Source organism: Modestobacter sp. SYSU DS0511 (assembly GCF_054050755.1).
On record NZ_JBJGZY010000008.1, the window covers coordinates 20,459 to 45,551 of the forward strand.

Here is a 25,093-nt window from a genome sequence, read left to right on the forward strand (position 1 = left end):
ACCGGGCATCCGATGGGTGACGCGGGCCCCGGCTGGTAACCGGGACGGCATGGCAGACCTGGGAACGCTGGCCGGCCGCGCGGCCGCCCGACCGCTCGTGGCGCTGACCCGGCTACGGCGGGCCAAGCCGATGCACCCGTACGGCGTCCTCTTCCGGGCCCGCGTCGAGCGGACCGGACCCGCCGCCCCGTGGGGCGTGGACTGGATCGACGGCCCCGGCGAGCAGGAGGCGCTGGTGCGGCTCAGCCGCGGGGCCGGGCTGCCCCGGACGCTGCCCGACGTGCTCGGCCTGGCGCTGCGCCTGCCGGACGGCGGCCCCGGGGGCCGCCCGGTCGACCTGCTGCTGAGCACCACCGGCCGCGGGCGGCTGACCCGGCTGGTCCCGGTGCTCCGCCGGGACGCCGCCGCCACCTACGGCTCGATCATGGCCTACCGCACGCCGGTCGGGCCGGTGCGGCTCGCCGCCTGGGCGCGCCCGGCCACCCTGCCCAGCGACCGCGCGACGCTGGCGGTCCGGGCGCCCGGCACGGTCTTCACCCTCGCCGCGGCGCTGGACCGGGGGCCGTGGGAGCCGTTCGCCCGGATCGTGCTGGGCGCGGCTCCGGACCCCCCGGACCCACCGCTGCACTTCGACGCCGTGCTCGACCACCCGCCGGGGCTGGTGCCCGACGGCCTGATCGCCCGGTTCCGGCGGCCGGCCTACGCGGCGGTCCGTGCCGAGCAGCAGGACGGCGACCCGGCGCCGTCCGGCCGATGACCGGCCACGTCTTCGTCGTCGGGGCCGACCTGACCCGGCTCTCCTGCGACGACGTCCTGGTGCCCACCGACCGCACCGGCCGGGTCGCCGCCGGCTGGCTCCCGCTGCTGCCCGCAGAGGCACTGCGCGACCGGGACGCGGAGGGGGCCTGCGTCGACGGCTGGACCGGTGGCGACCGGGTGCGCGAGGTGCCCGGCTGCGGCGAACGCCGCGCCTGGCTGCTGGACACCGTCGACACCGGCCCCCGGGCCGACGACGCCGGGCTGGCCTGGCTGCTCGAGGGGGCGCGGGAGGCGCTGGCCGCGGTCGCGGCCCGGGCGGTCGAGGGGCCGGTGCACGGGCGGGTCCGCCGGCTCGTCGGGCTGCCGGCGCTGGGCACCGGCTGGGGTGGCGCGGCCGGCCGGCGCGGGGAGCTGCTGCAGCAGCTGCTCCCCGTGCTGCGGTCGGCCGCCGAGGAGCACGGCTTCGACGTCGCGCTGGTGCTGCGGCGGCCCAGCGACCTCGCCGCTGCGCAGCGGGTCCGCCGGGCCGAGGGCGGTGGCTGGCGGCTGCCGGAGGAGCTGCGCGCGGTGGCGGAGGAGCTCGGCGGCCGGGCCCGCGCCGGGGAGCTCGCGGTCTTCCTCGGCGCGGGGGTGAGCGCGGCCGCCGGGCTGCCCACCTGGGAGGCGCTGCTGGACGAGCTCGCCGAGCGGGCCGGGCTGACCGGCGCCGAGCGGGCCGGGCTGTCCGACCTGCCGCCCCAGGACGCCGCCGCGCTCCTCGCCCGGTCGATGGGCCGCGACGAGCTCGCCGGGTACGTGCAGGAGCGCTTCGGGCCCGCGCCGTACTCGCTGGCGCACGCGCTGGTCGCCGGGCTGCCGGTGGGCGAGTACGTCACCACCAACTACGACCCGCTGGTCGAGCTCGCCGCCGCCGACGTCGGCCGGCCGCTGCGGGTGCTGCCCTTCGACGAGGCGACCGCCGGCGACCCGTGGCTGCTCAAGCTGCACGGGGACGCCGCCCACCCCGAGAGCATCGTGCTGACCCGTGAGCAGTACCTGGAGTTCGGTGACCACCGGACGGCGCTGGCCGGGGTGCTGCAGTCGCTGCTGCTCACTCGGCACGTGCTGTTCGTCGGCACCTCGATGCTGGACGACGACCTGATCCGGATCGCCCACCAGGTGCGCAGCGTGCTGCACCGGCCGGGCGGGTCCCCGCGGCGGCGCACCGGCACGGTGCTCTCGGTGAAGGCCGACCCGGTCCGCGCCCGGCTGTGGGAGCGCGACGTGGACACCGTGGCGATGGCGGACCCCGACACCCCCACCCCGGAGGCGGCCCGGCGGCTGGAGGTGCTGCTGGACCTGCTCGGCTGCCTGTCCAGCCGGCCCACCGGCTACCTGCTCGACCCGGCCTACCGGGGCCTGCTCGACGCGGAGGAGGAGGAGCTGGCCGGCGCCCTGGGCGGCGTGACCGAGGCGCTGGCCAACGGCACCCGCCGCAGCTGGGCCGGGCACGAGGTCCGCCGGCTGCTGGTCGACCTCGGCTGGGCCGACGCCGAGTGACCGGCGGCCGGTTTCCCCCCGCCCCTCCGGTGGGCAAGACAGCACCATGACGTGGAGGCCGCGACTGGACCAGACGATCCCGATGCTCGCCCAGGGCTACGCCTGGCTGCCCGACCGCCGCCGCGCCGCCGGCCGGAGCACCGTGCACAGCCGGTTGATGCTCCGCCGGACGCTCGGGGTCAAGGGGCCCGCGGCCGCGCGGTTCCTCTACGACGAGGACAACGTGCGGCGCAGCGGTGCGCTGCCCGAGCCGGTGGTGAGCACGCTGTTCGGCCACGGTGCCGTGCACACCCTGGACGGCGAGGCGCACCGGGTGCGCAAGGGCATGTTCATCGAGCTGCTCATGGGGCCGGAGCGGATCTGGCCGCTGGTCGGTCAGGTCTCCGCCGCCTGGGACGCCGCCGTCGACCGCTGGTCCGGGCAGCCGGAGATCGTGCTGATGGACGAGGCCGCCCGGGTGATCACCCGGGGGGTCTGCGACTGGGCCGCCGTCCCGGTGTCCGACGAGGAGCTGCCCGCACTCGCCCGGGACCTGACCGTGGAGGTCGACGGGTTCGCCACCGCTGCTCCGCGGCACTGGCGCGCCCGCCGTGCCCGGCAGCGCCGCGAGGCCTGGCTGGCGGGCATCGTGGAGGAGGTCCGGGACGGTACCCGCTCGGTCCCCTCCGGGTCGGTCGTCGACGTCGTCGCCCGGCACCGCGACGCCGACGGCGAGCTGCTGGAGCCGCGGGTCGCCGCGGTCGAGATCCTCAACGTCGTCCGGCCCACCGTCGCGGTCAGCTGGTTCGTCGGCTTCGCCGCGCACGCGCTGCACACCTGGCCGCAGCACCGGGAGCGGCTGCGCGCCGGCGACCGGTCCTTCGCGGTCGCCTTCGCCCACGAGGTGCGCCGGTTCTACCCGTTCGCCCCGTTCATCGGCGGCCGCAGCCCGCAGGAGGTCGAGTTCGACGGCGAGCGGGTGCCCGCCGGGTCGATGGTGCTGCTGGACCTGTGGGGGCAGGACCACGACCCCGAGCTGTTCCCCGAGCCGTTCGCCTTCCGGCCCGAGCGCTTCCTGGACGGTGACGAGGTGCGCGAGATCGGTCAGTGGGAGCTGGTGCCGCAGGGCGCCGGTGACCCGCGGACCGGGCACCGCTGCCCCGGGGAGGACATCACCGTCGCGCTGCTGTCCGCGCTGGTGCTGAAGCTCGCGCAGCTGGACTACACCGTCCCCGAGCAGGACCTCTCCATCTCGCTGAGCCGCATCCCGGCCCGGCCCGCCAGCGGAGTCGTCCTCACCGACGTCCGTCCAACCTGAGTGTTGCGACACGGGGCTGTCGCGGATGCTGGCCGGTCGGTACGGTCGACGCATGATCGTGAGCGCGCGCAACGACGTTCGCGTGACCGGTCCCAACGACGGGCGGCCGATCGTCTTCCTCCACGGCTACGGGTGCAACCAGGACATGTGGCGGTTCCTGGTACCCGAGTTCGCCACCGACCACCGGGTGGTCACCCTCGACCTGGTCGGCTTCGGCGACTCCGACGCCGACGCGTGGGACCCCGAGCGGCACGGGTCGCTGGCCGGGCACGCGGCCGATGTCGTCGCCGTCTGCCGTGACCTGGGCCTGTCCGACGTCGTCCTGGTCGGGCACTCGGTGAGCGCGATGATCGCCGTGCTGGTCCACCAGCAGGCGCCGGAGCTGGTCGGCGCCCTGGTGCTGGTGGGGCCCAACCCGCGCTACGTCGACGACGGTGACTACACCGGCGGGTTCAGCCGCACCGAGATCGCCGAGCTGCTGGACACCCTGGACGGCAACCACACCGGGTGGTCCACGGCCATGGGTCCGGTGATCATGGGCAACCCGGAGCGACCGGAGCTGGCCGCCGAGCTGACCGCCAGCTTCTGCCGCACCGACCCGGAGGTGGCCCGTCTCTTCGCCCGGGTCACCTTCCTCTCCGACAACCGGGCCGACCTGCCCGGCGTCACCGTGCCGACGCTGGTGCTGCAGTGCAGCGAGGACGTCATCGCCCCTGAGGTGGTGGGCCGCTACGTGCACGCGGCGATCCCCGGCAGCGTGTTCACGCAGCTCGCGGCGACCGGTCACTGCCCGCACCTGAGCGCGCCGGAGGAGACGATCGCGGCGATCCGCTCCTTCTTGACTCCCGCGCCGGCCCACTGAGGCGCCGGTGAGCGCGGACACCGGGTCCCGCACCCGCCCCGACCTGGCCCGGTTGCTCGAGCAGGACGTCACCGACCTCTACGAGCACGCCCCCTGCGGGTACCTGTCCACGCTGCCCGACGGCACGGTGGTCAAGGTCAACCAGACCTTCTGCGGGTGGATCGGCCGGCCCGCCGCCGAGGTGCTGGGCGTGCAGTTCGCCGACCTGCTGACCGTGGGTGGCCGGGTGCTCGTCCAGACCAACGTGGTGCCGATGCTGCGCACCCAGGGGGTGGTGCGCGAGGTGGCGCTGGACCTGCTGCGGGCCGACGGCGGTACGGTGCCCTGCCTGGCGCACGCGGTCGAGGTCCGCGACGAGGCAGGCCGTCCGGTGCTCATCCGGCACACCCTCTTCGAGGCGACGGTGCGCCGCCGGTACGAGGCCGACCGGCTCGCTGCCCAGCGCGCCGCGGAGGAGTCCGAGCTCCGTTCCCGGACGCTCCACCAGTTCGTCTCGGAGCTGGCCGCCGCGGTCACCACCGCCGATGCCGCGGACGTGGCCGTCCACCGCGCCCGCCGGGCCGTGCGGGCCACCGGCGCCGGGCTGTGGCTGCTGGACCGCAACGGCCGCCGCCGCAGCGACGACGCCCGCGTCGAGCTGGCCGCCTGCGAAGGGCTCGACGAGGAGATGTGCGCAGCGCTGACCGAGACCGCCGACGGCCGGGCGGAGCTGGTGCTGGGGGAGGGCGTGCGCACGGTCCCGGTGGCCGATCCGTTGGCGCAGGCATGGCCCCGGCTGGCCCGCGCCGCGACGGCTGCCGGGTACACCGAGCTCGTCGTCGTCCCGGTGACCGCCGACGAGACCCCGCTGGGCGCCCTCGTGGTGGCGTTGGGCGAGCGCGCCGAGAACGAGCTGATCAGCCTGCAGGAGCCCACCGGGCACCAACGCCTCGGCGCGGCCGACGTCGACCTGCTGGCCACCGTGGGCCGGCAGGCCGGGCAGGCGCTGGAGCGGGCCCGGCTGCACGAGGAGACGGCGCGGCAGGCCGAGCGGTCGGCGTTCCTGCTCGACGCCGCCCGGCTGCTCGCCCGGGCCACCGGCGTCAGCGAGACCGTCGAGCGGCTGGCGGAGATGGTGGTGCCGCGGCTGGCCGACGTCTGCCTGCTGGACCTGGTCACCGACACCGGCACCGCCCGGGTGGTCGCCCGGCACGGTGACCCGGACCGCCAGCACCTGGTCGACGCGCTGCGCGCCTGGGCACCCCCGGTGCGGGAGCTGCCGTACCCGGCCCGGACGGCGATGGCGGAGGGCCGGACCCACTGGTTCCCGGTGGTCACCGACGAGTGGCTGGCCGGTGTGGTGCGCACCCCCGATGAGCTGGCCGCCGTGCAGGCGCTGGAGCTGGCCGGGGTGGTCAGCGTGCCGCTGGTGGCCGAGGGGCGGTCGCTGGGTGTGCTGACCGTCTCCGCCGACCGCCGCCGTCGTCCGCTGACCGCCGCCGACGTCGAGCTGGTCGAGCAGCTGGCGGTGCAGCTGGCGCTGATGATGGCCAAGGCACAGCGCTACGAGCTGGAGGCCCGCACCTCGCACACCCTGCAGGCCACCCTGCTGCCCCCGCCGCCGCCCCGGGTGCCCGGCATGCAGGTGGCGGTGCGGTACCTGGCGGCCACGCACGGCGTGGAGATCGGCGGGGACTTCTACGACGTCGCCCCGCTTCCCGGCGACCACGTGGCGATCGCCGTCGGGGACGTCGTCGGCCACGACATCACCGCCGCGGCCACCATGGGGCAGCTGCGCAGCGTCTACCGGGCGCTGCTGGTGGAGAGCCCCTCGCCGACCGCGGTGATCGACCGGCTGCAGGCCAGCTGGCCGCTGCTGGGGCTGCAGCGGATGGCCACCGCGCTGTTCGCCACCCTCGACCTGCCCACCGGCCTGCTGCACGTCGCCTCGGCCGGCCACCCGCCGCCGTTGCTGGTCACCGACGACGGCGCGGAGTTCCTGCCGGTGCGGCCCAGCCGGATGCTCGGTGCCCCGGCGTCGACCCCGGTCGAGTGGAGCGGCGTGCTCCCACCCGGCGGCACCCTGGTGCTGTTCACCGACGGGCTGGTGGAGAGCCGCAGCGACGACCTCGACGCCGGTCTGGAACGGCTGCGGGTGGCGGCTGGGCGCACGCCGACGGCCGACCCCGACGAGCTGTGCGACCGGCTCCTCGCCGACCTGGCCGGCACCCACCGGGCCGACGACATCGCCCTGCTCGCCCTCACCCGCCACCGCTGACCCCCGCATCCCGACAGGCATGGGATCCGCTGCCTGGGGTGTGCGCGGGACCTTCGGCCCGTGATGTCCGGCCCGGCCCGGGGAAGGGTGGGGGCGTGGCGCACGGAGAGGGGACCTCGATGCTGGACGCGGACCGGTGGACGCAGGTGGTCGAGCGGGCGGTGCGGGCGCCGTCGATCCACAACACCCAGCCCTGGTCGTTCCGTGCGGACCGCGACCGGCTGGAGGTGCGGCACGACCCGTCCCGGGCGCTCCCGGCGGTCGACCCGACCGGCCGCCAGCAGGTGCTGAGCGTGGGCGTCGCGGTGGAGCTCGCCGTCGTCGCGCTGGCCGCGCTGGGCGTTGCCGCCGAGGTCGAGGTGCTGCCGGACCCGGCCGACCCCGAGCTGGTCGCCGTCGTCCGGGTCACCGGCGAGCACGAGCCCAGCGCCGCCGACCAGCGGGCCGCGGAGGCGATCGGGCAGCGGCACACCGAACGGGCCCGGTTCCTCGGGCAGCCGCTGCCGGCCGGTCTGGTCGAACGTCTCGAGCGCACCCTCGGGCGGGACGGCGTGTGGCTGAAGCTGATCGACCACAGCGAGGAGGAGACCGCGGTCTCCACCCTGCTGGGCGAGGCCGAGGAGTCCGAGCAGCGCGACCCGGCGTACCTGGCGGAGCTGCGGGCCTGGACCCGCACCGACCCCGCGTCACCGGACGGGGTGCCGGCCGCCGCCGTCCCGGACGGTGAGCAGCGGACGTCGAACATGCCGGTGCGCGACTTCGGCACCGCCCGGCCGGCCCCCGCGGCGGTGCCCGACGACGACGACCCGCCGCCGCCGGTGGAGCACCCCTCGGTGCTGCTGCTGGGCACCGTGGCCGACGACCGTGCCGCCTGGGTGGGCGCTGGGATGGCGCTGGGCCGGCTGCTGCTGGAGCTCACCCAGGCCGGGCTGGTGGCCTCACCGCTCACCCAGGCGCTGGACCAGTCCTGGGCACGGGCACGGCTGACCCGCCGGCTGGACCTGGTCGGCCACCCGCAGATGCTGCTGCGGCTGGGCGCCCCGTCCGGCGCAGCGGTGTCCAGCGGCCGCCGCCCGGTCGCCGAGGTCCTCACCCTCGCCTGACTCCGTCGCCGCCGAAATGGCCATTCTGGCGGGTTCCAGGCCCGCTATAATGGCCATTTCGGCGGAGGAGAGGGGCCTTTCTCAGTCGTCGGTGAGGCGGGAGAGCTCGGGGGGCAGCTCGCCCGGGTGGACGACGGCCATCCGCTGGGTCGCCCGGGTCAGCGCCACGTACAGGTCGCTGTGCCCGCGCACGCCCTCGTCCAGGACCGCCTGCGGGTCGACGACGACGACCGAGTCGAACTCCAGCCCCTTGGCCTCCACCGGCAGCAGCACCACGGTGCCGCGGGAGGAGTCGGCGGCCGGGCCGGTCTGGGCGCCGGGCAGCGCGGCGGCGACGGCGGCCTGCCGGCTGGGCGGGACGATGACCGCCGCGGTGCCGCCCCGCGCGGCCAGCTCGGCGGCGATCTCCGCGGCCCGGGTCGCCAGCGCGTCCTCCCGCACCCGGTGGGCGGTCGGCGGGACGCCGGTGCTGCGCACCGAGCGGGGCGCCGCGGTCACCGCATCGCTCGCGGCCAGCACGTCGGCGGCGACGTCCATGATCTCGGTCGGCGTGCGGTAGTTGACGGTCAGCTGGGCCAGCCGCCACTGCCCCTCCGCGTGCGGGCGCAGCGCCTGCGCCCAGTCGGTCGCGCCGGCCAGGCTGCCGGTCTGGGCCAGGTCGCCGACGACGGTCATCGACCGGGTCGGGCACTTGCGCGCCAGCAGCCGCCACGCCATCGGGGAGAGCTCCTGCGCCTCGTCGACGACGACGTGCCCGAAGGTCCAGGTGCGGTCGGTGGCGGCCCGCTCCGCGGCGGTGCGGACGTCGACCTCGGTCTCCCGGTCGGCCAGCATCTCGGCGTCGAGCAGGTCGACGGCGGTGAGCTCCTCGCTCTCCTCGTCCTCGTCGGCGTCGTGCGACCGCGAGCCGTACAGCAGGTCGAGGGTCTCCTGGGCGTGCTCCCGTGCCTGCCGACGGCGCCGGGCCTCCGCGGCCCGCTCGGCGCTGTCGTCGTGGCCGAGCAGCTCGTCGATCTCCTCCAGCAGCGGCACGTCGGCCGGGGTCCACTCGGCGTCGGCCGGGCGGTGCAGCAGCGCCCGGTCCTCGTCGGTCCAGCCTCGGGTGGCCCGCCGGATGCGGTCGGGGTCGGCCAGCAGGTCGCGCAGCAGCTGCTCGGGGGTGAGCACCGGCCACATCTCGTCGATGAGCGCGCGCACCCCGGCGTCGGCGGCCATCTCGCGGCGCACGTCGTCGACGTCCCGGCGGGACAGCAGGCTCTCCGCGCCGCGCACGTCGTTGCCGATCCGGCCGAGGAACCGGTCGGTGACCAGGTCGACCACGGCCCGGGCGAACGCCGGGCGCGCCAGGTTGTGCATCCGTGAGGCGCGCCGGCCCACGGTGCGGCAGCTGGTGAGGTCGGGCCCGCGCAGCCCGATGCGCACCCCGTCGATCACCAGGTCGCGACCGCCGCGGGGCACGACCTCCCGGTCCCGGACGGCGGCCTTGAGGACGTCGACCATCGCCAGCCGGCCCTTGAGCTCGGCCACCTCGGGCGCCTCTGTGCCGCGGGCGTCCAGCCCGGGGCGCAGCTGGCCCAGGCCCGACAGCAGCACGCCGGTCTCACCCAGCGCCGGCAGCACGTCGGCGATGTAGCGCAGGAAGGTCGGCGTCGGGCCGACGACGAGCAGGCCGCTGCGGGCCAGCCGCTCGCGGTGGGTGTAGAGCAGGTAGGCCGCGCGGTGCAGGGCGACCGCGGTCTTGCCGGTGCCCGGCCCGCCCTGGACGACGAGCACGCCGCGCACGTCGCTGCGGATGATCGCGTCCTGCTCGGCCTGGATGGTGGCGACGATGTCGGTCATCCGGCCGGTGCGCTCGGCGGTGAGCGCGGCCATCAGCGCGGCCTCGCCGGTGAGCTCCGGGCCGTCGCCGCGCGCGGGGTCGACGGTGAGCACCTCGTCGTTGACCGCGGTGACGGTGCGCCCGCGGGTGCGGATGTGCCGGCGCCGGACGACGCCCTCGGGGCGGAACGCGGTGGCGGTGTAGAACGGCCGGGACGCCGGAGCCCGCCAGTCGACCAGCGCCGGGTCACCCGCGGGGTCGTCGGCGGGCAGCCCGACCCGGCCGATGTAGAGCGGCTGCGGCGCGGCCTCGCGGTCCAGCCGGCCGATCACCAGCCCGTGCTCGGCGGCGTCCAGCGCGGTGATCCGGGCCGACTGGAACCGGGCCGCGGCCTCCCGCTCACCGAGGGACTGCGGGTTGATGACCGGCATCGCCAGCGCCTGGCGGAACCGCATCACCGCGAGTTCGCGGGCGGCGTCCAGCCGGCGGTACAGGTCGGCGACGGCCGGCTGCTCGGCCGCCCGCTCGGTGTCCTGCGCCGAGTCGTCGGTGACGCCGGCCGGTGAGCTCGACACGTTCCGGGTTCTCCCTGCTGTCGTCGTCCTCCGTCGGTCATCGACCAACCACGCCCGGTCGGTCGCTGTTCCGCCCAGCGGCCGTCGATCTTCCCCCAGAGGACCCGCACGCCCACGCCCCCCTTCGCCGAAATGGCCATTTCGGCGACAGGGACGCCGGGTCAGAGGCGGGTGAGAGTGGCGTCGTCCCGGTCGCCGGCGAAGAAGCGGTCCAGCACGGCGCCGAAGGCGGGCTCCGCGGTGACGGCGGCGAACAGCGTCATCGACGAGCGCAGCTTCTGCGCGTCGACCCCGCCCAGGACGTCGACCGGGTCGCTGGTGCCCAGGTCGAGCAGCGCCCGCGCGCACTCGACCAGCCGCGGGCCGAGCACCGGGTGGGCCAGGTAGGCGCGCGCCTCCTCGGCTCCGCCGATCGCGTACCGCTGCGCCATCGGGCTGCGCCCCAGGCCGGCGACCTGCGGGAAGACGAACCACATCCAGTGGCTGCGCTTGCTGCCGGCGCGCAGCTCGGCCAGCGCCTGGGCGTAGGTGCCGCCGGCCTCCTGGGCGTCGACGAAGCGCTGGAGGTCGAACGGGTCGTCGTTCATGCGGCGATCATGACCCGCGGCAGCTCACACCGTCTCGGGCACCCGGAGGTGGGCCACCGACAGCGCGTACTCGCTGACCTCCTGGACCGTCGTCCGGCTGGCCCGGCTGAACTCCTCCCGCAGCGCGCCCCCGGGGTCGACCGCCCGGGCCATCGCCGCCCGGTCGGCGTAGGTGACCGTGGTCGTGGTGCGCCCGGAGAGCCGGTCGACCAGGAGGCTCACGCTGCAGAAACCGGGCAGCTCCTCCAGCCGGGGCAACAGGCTGGTGCGCACGGTGCCGAGCACGTCGTCCATCGCGGCCGGTTCGTGCAGCGCGCCGCGCACCACCCGGCAGCAGGCGCCCTCGCCGGCCGGCCGCACCCGGTGCATCACCGCGATCTCCCAGGTGGCGACCATCGGCACCGCGTCGAGCAGCTCGCCGAACCGGGCGCGGAAGCTGCGGGTGCCCTCCGCGCTGGCCTGCAGGGCGCCCTCGCTGTCCCAGGCGCTGGTCAGCACGCAGCGTCCGTTGCGGTGGTTGGTCAGCAGGGAGAGGCCGACGCAGCCGGCCATCGGCTCCACGGCGGGGAGCACCTCGTCGCGCACGTAGTCGACGGCGGCGTCGATGGCGGCGGGGTCGCCCCGCACGGTGGTGGTTCGGGCGAACATGGCGGGCCTCCGCGCCGGGCGGCGACGCCTCGGCCACATCGCCGCGAGGCTCCGACTGTCCCCGCGCCGGGTCGGGCCCGGCGCCCCGGACGGCGTCGCCGGACCCACGGCACGGCGAGCCGTCACCGACCGCCCCCAGCTCGGCACCCGGTCGGCGGGGAGACACCCTGTCCCGACCGTCGACGGCGACCCGGATGATGGACCGCCGTGACCACCGGCCCGGATCCGCGCGCACGGCGCACGCGTGGCCCCGGCCGCGGCATCGCCCGGGCGGCCACGCTGCTGGTCTCGCTGACGGCGGTGAGCCAGGTCCTCGGTTTCGTCCGGGACGCGGTGATCGCCGCGGTCTTCGGTGCCGGTGCCGCACTGGATGCCTACCTGGTCTCCCAGGGCGTGATGAACCTGGTGCTCGCGCTGGTGGCGGGCGCGCTGGCCCGCGCCGTCGTGCCGCCGGTCAGCCGTGCGGCGGCCGACGGCGAGCGGGAGCGGGCGGGCCGGACCGTGCAGACGGTGCTCACCCTGGCCGTGCTCGTCCTCGTCGCGGGCGCGGTGCTCGTGCTGCTGGGCACCGAGCAGGTGGTCGCGGTGCTCGCGCCCGGGTTCGACGACGAGACCGCGGCGCTGGCCGTGGAGCTGACCCGGATCGTGCTGGTGGCCGCGCTGTTCATCGCCGGCACCGACATCCTCGCTGCCGCGGCCCAGGCGCACGGCCGCTTCTTCGGGTCCGGCGTCCAGGGCGTCCCGTTCAACCTCGTGATGATCACCGCGGCGCTGTGGCTCGGCCCCCGCTGGGGCGTCGAGGCGCTCGCGCTCGGGTTCGTGGTCGGCTCGGCGGTCCGGTTGCTGACCCAGCTGCCCGCCGTCCGGTCCGCGGGCATCCGGTTGCGCCCACGGCTGGCGCTGCGCGACCCCGACGTGCGCGAGGTGCTGCGCCTGACCCCGCCGCTGCTCGTGGGCAGTGCGGTGGTCAACGTGAACACCCTGGTCGACCGGGCGGTGGGGTCGAGTCTGGGCGAGGGTGTGATCACCTCGCTCAACCTGGGCTTCCGGCTGGTGAGCCTGGTGGAGTCGCTGCTGGTGGCGACCGTCGTCGCCGCGCTGTACCCCGCCTTCAGCGCCGCCGGTGGCGCCGAGCGCCGGGCGGAGCTGCGGGGGCTGGTGGACCGGGCGCTGCGCGTCCTGCTGCTGGTGCTGGCCCCGGTGACCGCGGTGCTGGTCGTGGCGGCGCGCCCGCTGGTGGAGCTGGCGTTCGGCCGCGGCGACTTCGACGCGGCAGCGATCGCGGCGACCAGCACCGCGGCCGTGTGGTACGCCGCGGCGATCCTGGGCATGGCACTGCGCTCGGTCGCGTCCCGGGCCAGCCTCGCCGTGGGTGACCGCCGGTCCCCGACGCTGGTCGCGCTGGTGGCGATGGCGGTCAACGTCGTCGGTGACCTCACCCTGGGTCTCGCGTTCGGCATCGCCGGCATCGCCGCGGCGACCAGCCTGTCGCTGCTGGTCGCGGCCGCGCTCGGGCTGGCCCTGCTGGCCCGCCGGCACGACGGGGTGGCGCTGTCGGCGCTGTCGGGGTCGCTGGCCCGGCTGGGCGGCGCCGCCCTCGCCGGTGGCCTCCTGGCGGCGGTGCTGCTGGCCTGGCTCGGCCCCGACGAGGGCGGGCTCGTGGGCTCCCTCGTGCGACTGGCCGTCGCCGGGGCCGCCGTCCTGGTCGCCTACCTGGGCGTCCTGGTGGTGCTGCGGGCCCCGGAGCTGGCCGAGCTGCGGACGTTGCCCGGTGTACCGCGGCGGGCCGGCCGCCGGCCCTGAGGGCGCCGCTCGGGGGGCGAGGGCGCCCGCACCGCCACCCGTCCATTGGTAGCGTGCGACCGATGCCCGCGCCCCGCCGAGCTCTCGTGCTCACCGCTGGCCGGGCACGGGGCTCCCTCGCCGCGATCCGCGCGCTCCACCGGGCGGGGTGGACCGTCGGCGTCGGGACGCCGGACGGCGCCGGGATGGTCACCACCTCCCGGGCCTGTGCCCGGCCGCACGTGGTGCCCCGGCCGCGCGGGGACTGCCGGGCGTTCCTCGAGGGGGTGCAGCGCGCCGTCGGCGCGGGCGGGTACGACGTCGTCTTCGGTGGCGGTGACGACTGGATGGCCGCGCTCTCCCTGCTCCGGGACGGGGTGCCCACGGCGGTGGCGCACCCGCCGGCGCAGATCGTCGCCGCCGCGCTGGACAAGGTCGGGCTGGTCGAGCGGGCGGGCGCCGTCGGCCTGGCCGCGCCGCGCACCGAGCCGGCCACGGCGGAGGCCGTCGCGTCGTGGTCCGGGGCGGCCGTGGTCAAGTGCCGGGCCCACTGGCGGCCCCAGCACCGGCACGAGCACCGGATCGAGGCCCGCTGGTACCCGGACGCCGCCCGTGCGGCCGACCGGATCGGGCTGCTCCGGGACGCCGGCCTGGAGCCGGTCCTGCAGCAACCGGTCGACGGCGAGCTGATGGCGCTGATCGGGCTGTTCTCCGACGGGCGCCTGCACGGGCGGGTGCAGCAGCGGTCACCCCGGCTCTGGCCCACCCCGACCGGGGTCTCCTGCCGGGCCGAGACGGTGCCGGTCGAGGAGGACCTGGCCGACCGGGCGACCGCGCTGCTGGCGGACCTGGGCTGGTCGGGTCTGGTCGAGCTGCAGTTCCTGCGGGACGGCGACGGCGTGCCGCACCTCATCGACCTCAACGGGCGCTTCTTCGGCTCGATGGCCCTGGCCAACGCCGCGGGGGCGAACCTGGCGGACGCGTGGGGACGTCAGGTGCTCGGCGAGCCGCTGCCGGCGCTGCCCGACGCCCGCGCCGGGGAGCGCTTCCTGTGGACCGCGGGTGACGTCCGGCGGGCGGTGGCCGAGCGGCGCGGCGGGCTGCTGGCCGACGTCGGCTCGACGCTGCGCTGGCTGCCGGGCGCCACCACCAGCGTCTGGGACCCCCGCGACCCGGCGCCCACCGTGGAGCTGGTCGGGTCGCGGCTGCGGGCCCGCCGGAAGCCGACCACGCCGGTCAGCCGCTGACCCCAGCCCGGCCGCCGGTCCGCCGGTCGCTGGTCTGCCGGTCACTGCGATGCCGGTCGCTGGTGTACCGGTGCCATTCCTCGGTCGCCTCTCCCAGGGCCACCGCGGTGGTCAGCCGCAGCGTGCCGGCCAGCCAGACGAGCAGGTCGTGCAGCCGCAGCCGGGTCAGCGGCACGCCCAGCAGACGGACGGCGTCCTCCAGCGCGGCGAAGGCCAGCGGGTTGGCCCGCAGCTCCCGGTGGGCGACCGCCGCGACGCCGCTGTCGCCCTCGCGCAGGTGGGGCACCAGCTGCAGCCAGGTGGGCCGGGCCAGCAACGGCACCAGGGCGGGGTGCCGGTGGTGCAGCGCGGCCAGCACGTAGCGCGGCCGCGGTTCGGGCAGCTCGCCCAGGCCGCGCAGGTGTGCCCCCACGGTGCCCGGCTCACCGAGCACGGACAGCTCGTCGTCGGGGAGCTCCCAGAACGCCCGGCCCGCGGCTCGCTCCGTCAGCGCGTCGGCGGTGGGCTGCGCCTCGTCCAGCGCGCGCCGCACGGCCGCCCAGCCGGCCGGGTCGAGCCGGCCGTGCAGGCCCTCGGCGGTCAGCACGTCGTCGTCACCGAGCGGGCCCGGGGGCACCGGCCGGGCGTCGAACCGGTCGTGGCCGAAGGCGGCCACCTGCACCCACCGGCCCTCGCGTTCGATGGGGGAGCGGTACCGCAGCGGCCGGCGTCCTCGGACGTAACCCAGGACGGCGGCCAGCGCGGTGTCCCACGGCAGCCGATCGGGGCCCGCGCTGGGCAGGTCGAGGCCGGGCCGGACGGCGTCGTCGGCGTGCACCGTCCCGGTCATGCCCGACAGCATGCGCCCGGCGCCCCGGTGGTGGGGCGCCGGGCGCGACGATCAGCGGTGGCCGATGCCGCCCGGGCCGTGCTCGGGCGGGATGACCTCACCGTCGATCGGCGGGCCGGGCGGGGTGCCGTCGCCGAACGGGCGGCCACCCAGCTCCTCGCGGTGGTGCGGGGTGAGCCAGACCGACGTGTCCGGTCCCATCGGGATGATCTGGGTCGGGTTGATGTCGGCGTGCACCACGTAGTAGTGCTCCTTGATCTGCGGGAAGTCGGTGGTGTCACCGAAGCCCGGGGTCTGGAACAGGTCGCGGGCGTAGCCCCACAGCGCCGGCATCTCGGTCAGCTTGGTCCGGTTGCACTTGAAGTGGCCGTGGTAGACGGCGTCGAACCGGGCCAGCGTGGTGAACAGCCGGACGTCGGCCTCGGTGATGGTGTCGCCCATCAGGAAGCGGCGGGTGGTGAGCCGCTCCTCCAGCCAGTCCATCGCCGTCCACAGGCGCTCGTAGGCCTTGTCGTAGGCGCGCTGGGAGCCGGCGAACCCGCAGCGGTAGACCCCGTTGTTGACCTCGGTGAAGATCCGCTCGATGACCTCGTCCATCTCCGCGCGCAGGTGCTCGGGGTAGAGGTCGGGGGCACCGTCGCGGTGGAACTCCGCCCACTCGGTGGAGAAGTCCAGCGTCATCTGCTTGAAGTCGTTGGTGACCACGGCACCGGTCGGGACGTCGACCATCGCCGGCACGGTGATGCCGCGCGGGTACTCCGGGTCGCGGGCGAAGAACGCCTGCTGCAGCCGCTCGTAGCCCAGCACCGGGTCGCGGCCGTCGGGGTCCAGGTCGAAGGTCCAGCTGCGCTCGTCGTGGGTCGGGCCGCAGATGCCCATCGAGATGACCTGCTCGAGGCCGAGCAGCCGGCGCACGATCGCCGCGCGGTTGGCCCACGGGCAGGCCCGGGCGATCACCAGGCGGTAGCGCCCGGCCTCGACCGGCCACCCGCTGGAGCCGTCGGCGGTGATCCGGTCGGTGATGTAGTTCTGGTCGCGCTGGTAGTCCTGACCCTTTTCGACGTAACCGCTGCCGCTGTTCGAGGTGCTCACCGCCCCAGCCTCGCCGACGGCGCGCCATCGCGCGCGCCGACCCCGCCGGGTGCCGCCGGTCGTGGAGTCGGGTGGATCACGTCGGGGCGGTCGCTAGCCTCGGGGGATGGCCGCCGCCCCGTTCCGTCCTCCGTGGTTCGCCCACCCCGTGCTGCCGGTCGTGGCCGGCGGTGCCGCCCTCTACAACGCCGTCCAGCTCGTGCTGCGGTTGGTCGACGGCCTGTGGGGTGAGGCGTTCCTCAGCTTCGCGTGGTGCGCCGTCTTCGGGTACGTGATGGTCGAGTCGCTGCGCTTCCGCCGGGAGCAGGAGGCCGCGCAGGCCGCGGCCGACGAGGAGACCACGCCGCCGGTGGAGTGATCGGCCGCGGGTGGGGCAGCACCACCCCGGACGCCCCCGAGAGTTCCGGGGCGGTGCTGCGTCTGGGGCCGGCTCAGCCTCGCTCGGCGTCCGGCGCGTCCTGGGCGGCCTCGGTCTCGGGCTCATCGCGCAGGAACAGGTACCAGTAGGAGGTCGACACGAAGACGACGGCGCCGACCAGGTTGCCCAGGCCCGCGAACAGCCAGTTGAGCGCCACGTCGTCCCAGCCGAGCTCGGGCACCCCGGCGAAGATCGCCGCCGGCAGGAAGAACATGTTGGCGACGACGTGGTCGAAGCCCATCGCCACGAACGCCATGATCGGGAAGAAGATCGCCAGGATCTTGCCGGAGACGGTCTTGGCGGCCAGGGACATCCAGACCGCGAGGCAGACGAGCCAGTTGCAGCCCACCGCGCGCAGGAACACCTGCCACGACGACTCCTCGAGGGCCTTGCCCTCGGAGATCGAGGCCAGCCGCTCGTAGGTGAGGGCGCCGGTGCCGGTGGCCCCGGAGTCGCCGATCACGCCGGTCTGCACGGCCAGGAAGTACGCGACGAAGAGCGCGCCGATCAGGTTGCCGATCAGCACCAGGGAGAGGTTCTTCGCGACGTCACCGAGCCCGATCTTGCCGCGCATCGCGCTCAGCGGCACCAGTGCCATGTTGCCGGTGGCCAGGTCGGAGCCGGCGACGAGCACGAGCACCAGGCCGAGCGTGAAGGTCGCGCCGGTGAAGAGCGTGGGCAGCGTGCCCCAGGTCGCCGGGTCCAGCCCGGAGGAGACGGTGATGGCGACCAGGCCGCCGAAGGCGATGTAGGCACCGGCCAGGAACGCGCTCACCAGGACCTTGTCCCAGGTGCGGCGGGTCTTCTTGGCGCCGGTCTGCGCAGCGGCCTGGGCGATCTCCGGTGGTGTGCGAGCTGGCACGACTGCCTCCTCCGTGTCGAGCGGACCGACCCGTGGTCCCGGGCCCCGGGGTACCAGCCTCTCGGACACCGCGCCGTCCTGCCCGTCGAACCGGCACCGGGGCCGGCGGGTGGTCAGCCGTCCCGGTCGCCGCGATCGCGCCGGCGGTCCCACCGGTCCTGCCGGTCGCCGTCCGGGTCGCCGTCCCGGCCGTCGTACCAGCCGCTGTCCCTGCCGTGGTCCCTGCCGTGGTCCTTGCGGTGGTCCCTGCCGTGGTCGTCCTGCGGCTCGACGGCGCTCTCCGCCGGGGCGGGGAGCGGGGTGGGCGCCGGTGCGGGAGGTGTCGGTGCGGGAGGTGGCGGGGCGGGAGGTGGCGGGGCGATCGCGTGCGTGAGGTCCACGACGGCGCCCGGGAGCACCTGACCGACCGGGTGCAGAGCGATCACCTGGCCGTCCGGGACGTCGCCGGTCTGCAGCGGCCGCAACGTCACGGCCATCCCGCGCTCGGCCAGCTCGGCCTGCACCTCGGTCACCGGCCGACCCACGTAGTCGGCCGTCGACAGCGACACCAGCCGCACCGCGGGGGCGGTGGGCATCGGGGCGGTGCGCGTCGGAGCGGCGGCCGCCGGGGCCGCGCGGTCGGCGGCGAGCTGCAGCAGGCCGGAGGTGCCGCCGGCCACGACCAGGAAGGTGAGCAGTGCGGCGAGGAGGAACGGCCAGCGCCGGTGGCGCGCCGGCTCCGGCTGGTCCTCGTCGGCCCGCGGGTGGGGCGGCGGGGGCGGCGGCGCGGCCATGCGCACGGCGGGCATCACCAGCGTCCGCGGCCCGTCGGTCGGACCGTCGGCGGGCCGGGCCGCGAGGACGTCGTCGAGGGCGGCGCGGAGGGCGGCGCCGTCGCTGAACCGCTCGGCGGGGTCCTTGGCGATGGCCCGGTCGATCAGCCGGCGCACCGCCACCGGGACCGCGTCGGGCAGCGGCGGCGGGACCTCCCGGATCCGCCGGAGCGCGACCTCCACCGCGTCACCGCCGTCGTAGCCGCGGTGGCCGGCCAGGCACTCGTAGCCCACCAGGCCGAGGGCGTACACGTCGCTGGCCGGGGTGGCGCGCTCCCCGGCGGCCTGCTCGGGCGAGAGGTAGTGGGCGGTGCCGACGACCTCGCCGGTGACGGTCAGCGGCACGCTGCTCGCGGAGACGGCGACCCCGAAGTCGGTGAGCTTGACCGCGCCGTCGTCGCCGAGCAGGACGTTGCCCGGTTTGACGTCGCGGTGGACGACCCCGGCGGCGTGGGCGGCGGCCAGCCCGGCGGCGCACTGCCGGAGCACGGTGAGGGTGCGTTCCGGTGACAGCCGCCGCTCCCGACGCAGCAGCGTCGCGAGCGACTCGCCGCGGACCAGCTCCATCACCAGGTAGGCGAGGTGCTCGCCGAGGGGTGAGGCCGCGGGCAGCACCTCCCCGTAGTCGAAGAGCGTGGCGATGTGCGGGTGCACCAGGCCGGCCGAGTGCTGAGCCTCGGCACGGAAACGGGCGAGGAACGTGGCGTTGGCGGTGTACTCGCTGCGCAGCACCTTCACCGCGACGTCGCGGCCGAGCACGGTGTCGCGGGCCTGCCACACCTGGCCCATGCCCCCCGAGGCGATCGGCGTCAGCAGGTCGTAGCGCTGCCCGAGCAGCTGACGGTCAGGGAGCACCGGCCGATGGTCCCCGCTGCGCGGCGTCGGTGTGTGACGGCTGGGGCGGGAGTCGCAGCCGGCACGGGAGTGCCCGGACCGAGACCGTCGGCGGCCCGGCACGGCGCCGACCGGGGCTGCCCGGGTGGTGCCGCGGTCAGCCGTTCCCGCCGCCGTTCCCGCCGCCGTTCCCCCCGCCGTTCCCGCCGCCGTTCCCGGGCCCGTCCTCGTCCTCGTCGGGCTCCTCCTCGTCGGCTTCGTCCTCGTCCTCGTCGCCGCCGGTCGACGGCGTCGGGGCGGTGGTCGGGGTGGTCGGTGTGCTGGTCGGGCTGCTGGTCGGCGTGGAGGGCGCCGGGGGCGCGGTGGCGTACGCGACGGTCACCGTGCTGCCGGGGCTCAGCTCGCCGGTCGGGGACACCGAGACGACCTGGCCGGGGCTGACGTCACCGGTCTGGCGGGGGACCAGCTCCACCGCCAGGCCCCGTTCGTTCAGTTCCGCCTGCACGTCCTCGACCGGCCGGCCGACGAGGTCGGCGGCGGCGACGGTGACGGTCTCCGGGGTCTGCGCCCCGGTCGTCTCCGGTGCGGAGGTGTCGGCTCCGGTGGTCGGCGAGGGAGAGGGGTCGGCCTCGCCGGTCGCGGCGCGGTCGGTCACCTGGGTGATCCCGAAGACGAGCGCGGCCACGGCCAGCAGCGCCACGGCGGCGGCGGCCAGCTGCCTGCGCCGCCGCGGTCCGGGGGCTGCCGCCGGGCGCGTGCCGCGGCCCGGACCGTCGGGGCGGGCACCGGCGGTGGCCCCGGCCGGGCGGGCGCCGGTACCGGACCCGCCAGGGGACACCGGGGCGGCGAACACCCGGGTGGCCGGCGTCGAGCGGGTCGTCGGCTCCGGGCCGGCCGGTGGCAGGACCGCCGTCTCGTCGGCGGTGGCGGTGGGCAGCACGGTGGTGCGGTCGGCGGCCGGTCCGGACAGCGGCCGGCCGGCGCGGACGTCGTCGACGGCGTCCCGGAAGGCGGCGCCGTCGGTGATGCGCTGCGCCGGGTCCTTGGCCATCGCGGCCGCGATGAGCGCGCGGACCGGCTCGGGGACGTCGGCCGGCAGCGGTGCCGGGGTGTCCCGGATCTGCATCAGCGCGACCTGCACCGAGCTCTCCGCGTCGAACGGCCGGTGTCCGGCGAGGCACTCGTAGCCGATCAGGCCCAGGGCGTAGACGTCGCTGGCCGGGGTGGCCCGAGAGCCCTGCGCCTGCTCCGGGGAGAGGTAGTGCGCCGTGCCGATGACCTGGCCGGTCTGGGTGAGGGAGACGCTGGCGGCCGAGAGGGCCACGCCGAAGTCGGTGAGCTTGACCGTGCCGTCGGCACCGAGCAGCACGTTCCCGGGCTTCACGTCGCGGTGCACCACGCCCGCCGCGTGCGCGGCGGCCAGCCCGGCGGCGCACTGCCGCAGCACGTCCAGGGTGCGATCGGGGTCGAGCCGGCCCCGGCTGTGCAGCAGCTGGGACAGCGACTCGCCGCGGACCAGCTCCATGACCAGGTAGGCCAGGTGCTCCTCGCCGGGGTGCTGGGGGGTGACCTCGCCGTAGTCGAAGAGCGTGGCGATGTTCGGGTGCAGCAGCCCGGCCGACAGCTGGGCCTCGCTGCGGAACCGGGCGAGGAAGGTGGGGTCGCCGGTGAACTCGCTGCGCAGCAGCTTCACCGCGACGTCCCGGTTCAGCACGGTGTCCCGCGCCTGCCAGACCTGGCCCATCCCGCCGGTCGCGATCAGGGAGGTCAGCTGGTAACGGCCGTCGATCAGCCGGCCCGTCGGTTCCACCCTGACCCTCCCGTCGTCGTCCTTCGTGGCTCCCCGGTGGACGCCCGGTGGACGCCCCGACCGACGACCCTGCCACCCCGGGGGCGCGGGGGCAGGACCGGCGTGCGCTCAGCCGCCGGACCCGCGGTGCTCGGAGACGGTGATGGCGGCGTTGACCAGGGCCAGGTGGGACAGCGCCTGCGGGAGGTTGCCCAGCAGGTCGCCGGTGCGCGGGTCGAGCATCTCGGTGAGCAGGCCGACGTCGTTGGCGGCGCCCATCAGCTCCTCCATGAGCGTCACCGCCTCCTCCACCCGCCCGCACAGCGCCAGCGCGGAGACCATCCAGAACGAGCAGGCGAGGAAGGTGCCCTCGTCCGCGTCGGCCCCGCTGTGGCGGTACAGGTGGGGGCCGTCGCCGAGCTCCTCGCGCAGCGCGTCCAGCGTGCGGCTCATCCGCTCGCCGCGGTCGAACCCGCTGATGGCGTGCAGCACGATCGAGGCGTCCAGCTGCTCGGTGCCCGGGTACCAGACGTAGGCACCCCGCTCCTCGTTCCACGCGTGCTCGTCCACCCACCGCCGGATCCGCCCGGCCTCGCTGCGCCAGCGGGCGGGGTCGCCGGGGATGTGCCCGGACTCGGCCAGCTCCACCGCCCTGCTCAGCGCGACCCAGGCGCCGAGCTTGGAGGTCGTGTAGTGCCGGGCCTCGGGCAGCTCCCACATGCCCGAGTCGCGGCTCTGCCAGCGGTCGCAGGCCAGGTCGGCGATGCCGGCCAGCAGCCGGCCGGTCTCGGCGTCGAGCACGTTCCCGTTCGCCACGTAGAGAGAGACGATCGCGAACAGGTCGCCGTAGGGCCCCAGCTGGAGCTGCTCGATGGCGGTGTTGCCGCTGACCACCGGCCCGATGCCGCGCCAGCCGGGGACGTCGCGGAAGGCAGCCGGGCGGATCGGCTCGCCGGCCAGGGAGTAGCAGACCGCCGGCTCCGGGCCGTGCCGGCGGATGGTCGACAGCAGCCAGCTGATCGCGCCGTGGGGCTCCTCGCGCAGGCCGAAGCGGAACAGCGCGGTCAGCGCGTACGCCGAGTCGCGCACCCACGCGTACCGGTAGTCCCAGTTCTTCCCGCCGGCCAGCGACTCCGGCACCGAGGTGGTGGCCGCGGCGACCATCGCCCCGCTGGGGGCGTGGATCAGCAGCTTGAGCATCAGCGCGCTTCGCTGCACGGCGGTCTTCCACGGGCCGTCCCAGTCGAAGGTGCGGCACCAGGTGGCCCAGTTCCCCACGGTGCGGTCGATGCCCTCGTCGATCAGCTCCGCCGGGGGCAGGAACAGCGGCTCGTCCTCGGTGGCGACGACGGCGAGCAGGTGCCGCGAGCCGGGGGTGGTCGTGTAGCCGACCGCGATCCGCCGGTCACCGACGTCGACCTCGTCGGGCGCCAGGGTGCGCACGGCGAGGGTCAGCCCCGCCACCCGCAGCACCGGACCGTTCGCCGTCGCGGAGACCCACGGCGCGGCCGCGTTCATGCAGGTGCCCGGCACCACGGCGGCGCGCATCCGCACCGAGCCGGTCAGCCCCTCGACCCGGCGGGCGAACTCCGCCCACGGCAGCCGGCCGGCCACCCCGGTGTTCATCGCGTCGGTGACCCGCACCGAGCCCGAGGCGGTGGTGAAGGTGGTGGTGAGCACGTTGGTGGAGGGGACGTACTCACGGCTGACGGTGAACTCCTCGACCGGGCACAGCTCGATGCACCCGCCGTTCTCGGCGTCGAGCAGCGCACCGAAGACCGGTGCGGCGTCCATCGCCGGCAGCGGCAGCCAGTCGACCCGGCCGTCGCGGGCGATCAGCGCGATGGTGCGCCCGTCGCCGACGGCGGCGTAGGAGCGCAGGTCGGCGTAGCCGGCGGCGTCCCGCTCGTCCACCGGGCCGGACCCGGCGCCGTCCGCACCCCAGTGGAGGGCGGGACGGCGCCGTGCGGGGTCCGCGGACGTCACGGTGTCGGCATCCCACCGTTGACGTGGAGGGTCGCCCCGGTCGTGTAGCTGGACTCCGGGGAGGCGAGGAACACGTAGGCCGGGCCGAGCTCGGCCGGCTGGCCGGCGCGGCCCAGCGGGGTCTCCTGGCCGAACTCCGGCAGCGCCTCGGTCGGCTGACCGCCCGAGGCCTGCAGCGGCGTCCAGAACGGGCCGGGGGCCACCACGTTGACCCGGATCCCCTTCGGCGCGAGCTGCTGGGCCAGCGCCTTGCTCATCGTGTTGATGGCGGCCTTGGTGGTGGCGTAGTCGACCAGCCCGGGGGAGGGCTGGTAGGCCTGGATCGAGCTGGTGTTGATGATCGTGGCGCCGGCCGGCAGGTGCGGGAACGCCTCCTGCACGATCCAGAACAGCGCGTAGACGTTGGTCTTGAAGGTCTGGTCGAACTGCTCGCTGGTGACGTCGGCGAGGTCGTCGACGAAGGTCTGCTTGCCGGCGATGTTGGCCACGATGTCCAGCCCGCCGAGGGCCTCCAGCGCGGTGTGCACCAGCTGCCGGGCGGCGGTCTCCTCGGAGATGTCCGACGGGGCGAGCACCGCCTTCCGGCCCGCCTCCTCGATGAGCGCGGCGACCTGCTCGGCGTCGGCCTGCTCGCTGGGCAGGTAGTTCAGGACGACGTCGGCGCCCTCGCGGGCGAAGGCGATCGCCGCTGCCCGGCCGATGCCGGAGTCGGCGCCGGTGACCAGCGCCTTGCGGCCGGTGAGCCGCCCGGTGCCCCGGTAGCTGGTCTCGCCGTGGTCGGCGGTGGGCGCCAGGTCCCGGGCGAGGCCGGGGGCGTCCTGGCTCTGCTCCGGGAAGCCGTCGGTGCGGTACATCGTGGTCGGGTCGGTGAACGTGAACTGGTCGGGCACGGGGCTCCTCGGATCGTGGGCGAGCGCACCCGGAGTGCCCGGTCCGGTTGCGGACGACACACCGCGATGGCGCACCGGCCCGCTGCAGGAGATCGACGCCCCACCTCCTGGCTCCCGCCCACCTGGCCGTCTCGGCGCCCACGAGGGCGCCGAGATGGCCATGTCGGCGGCGGAGCAGGGAGGTCAGCCGGCGGGCGGGGCGCCGCGCAGCCGGACGACGGCGGCACGGAAGTCCCGGCGGCCGAACAGCCGCCACGCGGTCCGCGCCGCGCGGGGCAGCCCCACCATCAGCCGGGCCCGGTCGCCGGCGCAGGCGTCCTCCAGGGCCAGGCCCAGCACGAGCATCTGCTCCCGGCCGGACAGCGGGTTGCCCGCGGCCCGGCTGATCGCCGCCCAGTCCGCGGAGGTGAGGTGGGCGGCCACCAGCGGCAGCAGGGCCCGCTCCTCGGCGGCGGTGTGCACGCCGACCGCGGCAGCCAGTCGGGTGCAGGCCCCGGCGAAGACCTCCTGGGCCCGGTCGTCGCCGGCGGCGGCCCACTGCCGGCCGGCGGTGGTCAGGTCCCGCAGCAGCTGGTCGATCAGCGCGGCCCGGGTGGACCAGGCCTGCACCTCGGTGCGGGCGTCCGCGCGCACGTCGTCGGGGAGGCCGGTGAGCAGCAGCGGCCAGAGCAGGTCGCGCTCGGTGGCGTGGTGCTGCACGACGACGCGGGCGACCAGGTCGGCGTGGCCGGCCAGTTCGGCGGCGCGGGCGGTGTCGTCGGTCGGCGCCCAGGAGGTCAGCTCGGCGAGCAGCCGCAGCTCGCGGCGGGCGAGCCCGTGCAGCACGCGCTGGTAGGCGACGGCGGCGGTGCTCGGCAGGCGGGTGGGGTCGGGGGTCGGGGCGGCCGCAGGGCGGGGGAGGACCGCGGCGGTCATGGCGCACCTTCTCGCGCTCGGCGATGGTTCGGACGCCAGCACGGTAGGGCGGGCGGGCCCCGGCCGGACAGCCATTTCCGGGCCCGGCGGCCAAGATCAGCCCGAGGTCGGGGGGACACGCCGCCGGGGTCATCCCCAGGGTGAAGGGGGTCTCACCCGTCCGGGTCATCCAGCTCTCCCTGCTCCCGGTC

At 75.9% G+C, this 25,093-nt stretch carries 20 protein-coding genes; 9 read left to right on the plus strand and 11 right to left on the minus strand.

Annotation, left to right across the window (positions count from 1 at the left end; genetic code table 11):
• The first annotated feature begins 49 nt into the window (after nucleotides 1-49).
• The 6 genes from ACI783_RS05850 to ACI783_RS05875 all read left to right on the plus strand — a co-directional run bounded on the left by ACI783_RS05850 (nucleotide 50) and on the right by ACI783_RS05875 (nucleotide 7,817).
• Nucleotides 50-757, plus strand: coding sequence for a phosphodiesterase (locus ACI783_RS05850; protein WP_457139569.1), 708 nt, complete (start codon nucleotides 50-52; stop codon nucleotides 755-757).
• Nucleotides 754-2,298, plus strand: coding sequence for an SIR2 family protein (locus ACI783_RS05855; RefSeq protein WP_457139570.1), 1,545 nt, complete (start codon nucleotides 754-756; stop codon nucleotides 2,296-2,298). The genes ACI783_RS05850 and ACI783_RS05855 overlap by 4 nt, the downstream gene beginning before the upstream one ends.
• 46 nt (nucleotides 2,299-2,344) lie before the next feature.
• Nucleotides 2,345-3,595: a cytochrome P450 gene (locus ACI783_RS05860; RefSeq protein WP_457139571.1), complete on the plus strand. Its 1,251-nt coding sequence runs from the start codon at nucleotides 2,345-2,347 to the stop codon at nucleotides 3,593-3,595.
• A 52-nt stretch (nucleotides 3,596-3,647) separates the two neighbouring features.
• The gene (locus tag ACI783_RS05865; protein WP_457139572.1) at nucleotides 3,648-4,457 is read left to right on the plus strand and encodes an alpha/beta fold hydrolase; all 810 of its coding nucleotides are present in this window, start codon (nucleotides 3,648-3,650) and stop codon (nucleotides 4,455-4,457) included.
• A 7-nt stretch (nucleotides 4,458-4,464) separates the two neighbouring features.
• Nucleotides 4,465-6,714 carry a SpoIIE family protein phosphatase gene (locus ACI783_RS05870; RefSeq protein ID WP_457139573.1) on the plus strand — a complete coding sequence of 750 codons (2,250 nt, stop codon included), beginning with the start codon at nucleotides 4,465-4,467 and terminating at the stop codon, nucleotides 6,712-6,714.
• A gap of 95 nt (nucleotides 6,715-6,809) precedes the next feature.
• Nucleotides 6,810-7,817, plus strand: coding sequence for an Acg family FMN-binding oxidoreductase (locus tag ACI783_RS05875; RefSeq protein ID WP_457139574.1), 1,008 nt, complete (start codon nucleotides 6,810-6,812; stop codon nucleotides 7,815-7,817).
• An 81-nt stretch (nucleotides 7,818-7,898) separates the two neighbouring features.
• Here the strand turns inward: ACI783_RS05875 and ACI783_RS05880 are convergent, their stop codons facing one another.
• The 3 genes from ACI783_RS05880 to ACI783_RS05890 all read right to left on the minus strand — a co-directional run bounded on the left by ACI783_RS05880 (nucleotide 7,899) and on the right by ACI783_RS05890 (nucleotide 11,446).
• Nucleotides 7,899-10,211: a HelD family protein gene (locus ACI783_RS05880; RefSeq protein WP_457139575.1), complete on the minus strand. Its 2,313-nt coding sequence runs from the start codon at nucleotides 10,209-10,211 to the stop codon at nucleotides 7,899-7,901.
• A gap of 161 nt (nucleotides 10,212-10,372) precedes the next feature.
• Nucleotides 10,373-10,798, minus strand: a complete 426-nt coding sequence (locus ACI783_RS05885) for a DUF1810 domain-containing protein (protein ID WP_457139576.1) — start codon at nucleotides 10,796-10,798, stop codon at nucleotides 10,373-10,375.
• Between the two features lie 24 nt (nucleotides 10,799-10,822).
• The gene (locus tag ACI783_RS05890) at nucleotides 10,823-11,446 is read right to left on the minus strand and encodes an antibiotic biosynthesis monooxygenase (RefSeq protein WP_457139577.1); all 624 of its coding nucleotides are present in this window, start codon (nucleotides 11,444-11,446) and stop codon (nucleotides 10,823-10,825) included.
• Nucleotides 11,447-11,653: 207 nt separating this feature from the next.
• On the opposite strand from ACI783_RS05890, the gene murJ reads away from it, so the two are divergent.
• Both murJ and ACI783_RS05900 read left to right on the plus strand, forming a co-directional pair.
• Nucleotides 11,654-13,249, plus strand: a complete 1,596-nt coding sequence (murJ, locus tag ACI783_RS05895) for a murein biosynthesis integral membrane protein MurJ (protein WP_457139578.1) — start codon at nucleotides 11,654-11,656, stop codon at nucleotides 13,247-13,249.
• Between the two features lie 62 nt (nucleotides 13,250-13,311).
• Nucleotides 13,312-14,475, plus strand: coding sequence for an ATP-grasp domain-containing protein (locus ACI783_RS05900; RefSeq protein ID WP_457139579.1), 1,164 nt, complete (start codon nucleotides 13,312-13,314; stop codon nucleotides 14,473-14,475).
• On the opposite strand, the gene ACI783_RS05905 is transcribed toward ACI783_RS05900, so the two are convergent.
• Together ACI783_RS05905 and ACI783_RS05910 are read right to left on the minus strand one after the other, a co-directional pair.
• Nucleotides 14,465-15,304 (minus strand): hypothetical protein, encoded by an 840-nt coding sequence (locus ACI783_RS05905; protein ID WP_457139580.1) that lies wholly within the window; start codon nucleotides 15,302-15,304, stop codon nucleotides 14,465-14,467. The two genes, ACI783_RS05900 and ACI783_RS05905, sit on opposite strands and share 11 nt — an antisense overlap.
• Before the next feature lie 51 nt (nucleotides 15,305-15,355).
• Nucleotides 15,356-16,396: a glutathione S-transferase family protein gene (locus ACI783_RS05910; protein ID WP_457139581.1), complete on the minus strand. Its 1,041-nt coding sequence runs from the start codon at nucleotides 16,394-16,396 to the stop codon at nucleotides 15,356-15,358.
• A gap of 106 nt (nucleotides 16,397-16,502) precedes the next feature.
• Here ACI783_RS05910 and ACI783_RS05915 point away from each other — a divergent pair, with 106 nt between their 5' ends.
• On the plus strand, nucleotides 16,503-16,754 hold the full coding sequence (locus ACI783_RS05915; protein WP_457139582.1) for a hypothetical protein: 252 nt from the start codon (nucleotides 16,503-16,505) through the stop codon (nucleotides 16,752-16,754).
• A gap of 73 nt (nucleotides 16,755-16,827) precedes the next feature.
• On the opposite strand, the gene ACI783_RS05920 is transcribed toward ACI783_RS05915, so the two are convergent.
• The 6 genes from ACI783_RS05920 to ACI783_RS05945 all read right to left on the minus strand — a co-directional run bounded on the left by ACI783_RS05920 (nucleotide 16,828) and on the right by ACI783_RS05945 (nucleotide 24,902).
• Nucleotides 16,828-17,676 (minus strand): formate/nitrite transporter family protein, encoded by an 849-nt coding sequence (locus ACI783_RS05920; protein ID WP_457139583.1) that lies wholly within the window; start codon nucleotides 17,674-17,676, stop codon nucleotides 16,828-16,830.
• Nucleotides 17,677-17,789: 113 nt separating this feature from the next.
• A complete protein-coding gene (locus tag ACI783_RS05925; protein WP_457139584.1) occupies nucleotides 17,790-19,343 on the minus strand; it encodes a protein kinase domain-containing protein in 1,554 nt (517 codons plus the stop codon).
• Nucleotides 19,344-19,479: 136 nt separating this feature from the next.
• A complete protein-coding gene (locus tag ACI783_RS05930) occupies nucleotides 19,480-21,132 on the minus strand; it encodes a protein kinase domain-containing protein (RefSeq protein ID WP_457139585.1) in 1,653 nt (550 codons plus the stop codon).
• 108 nt (nucleotides 21,133-21,240) lie between these two features.
• A complete protein-coding gene (locus ACI783_RS05935; RefSeq protein ID WP_457139586.1) occupies nucleotides 21,241-23,025 on the minus strand; it encodes a glycoside hydrolase family 15 protein in 1,785 nt (594 codons plus the stop codon).
• 68 nt (nucleotides 23,026-23,093) lie between these two features.
• Nucleotides 23,094-23,987: a glucose 1-dehydrogenase gene (locus tag ACI783_RS05940; protein WP_457139587.1), complete on the minus strand. Its 894-nt coding sequence runs from the start codon at nucleotides 23,985-23,987 to the stop codon at nucleotides 23,094-23,096.
• Nucleotides 23,988-24,170: 183 nt separating this feature from the next.
• On the minus strand, nucleotides 24,171-24,902 hold the full coding sequence (locus ACI783_RS05945; RefSeq protein WP_457139588.1) for a hemerythrin domain-containing protein: 732 nt from the start codon (nucleotides 24,900-24,902) through the stop codon (nucleotides 24,171-24,173).
• Between the last annotated feature and the right edge of the window lie 191 nt (nucleotides 24,903-25,093).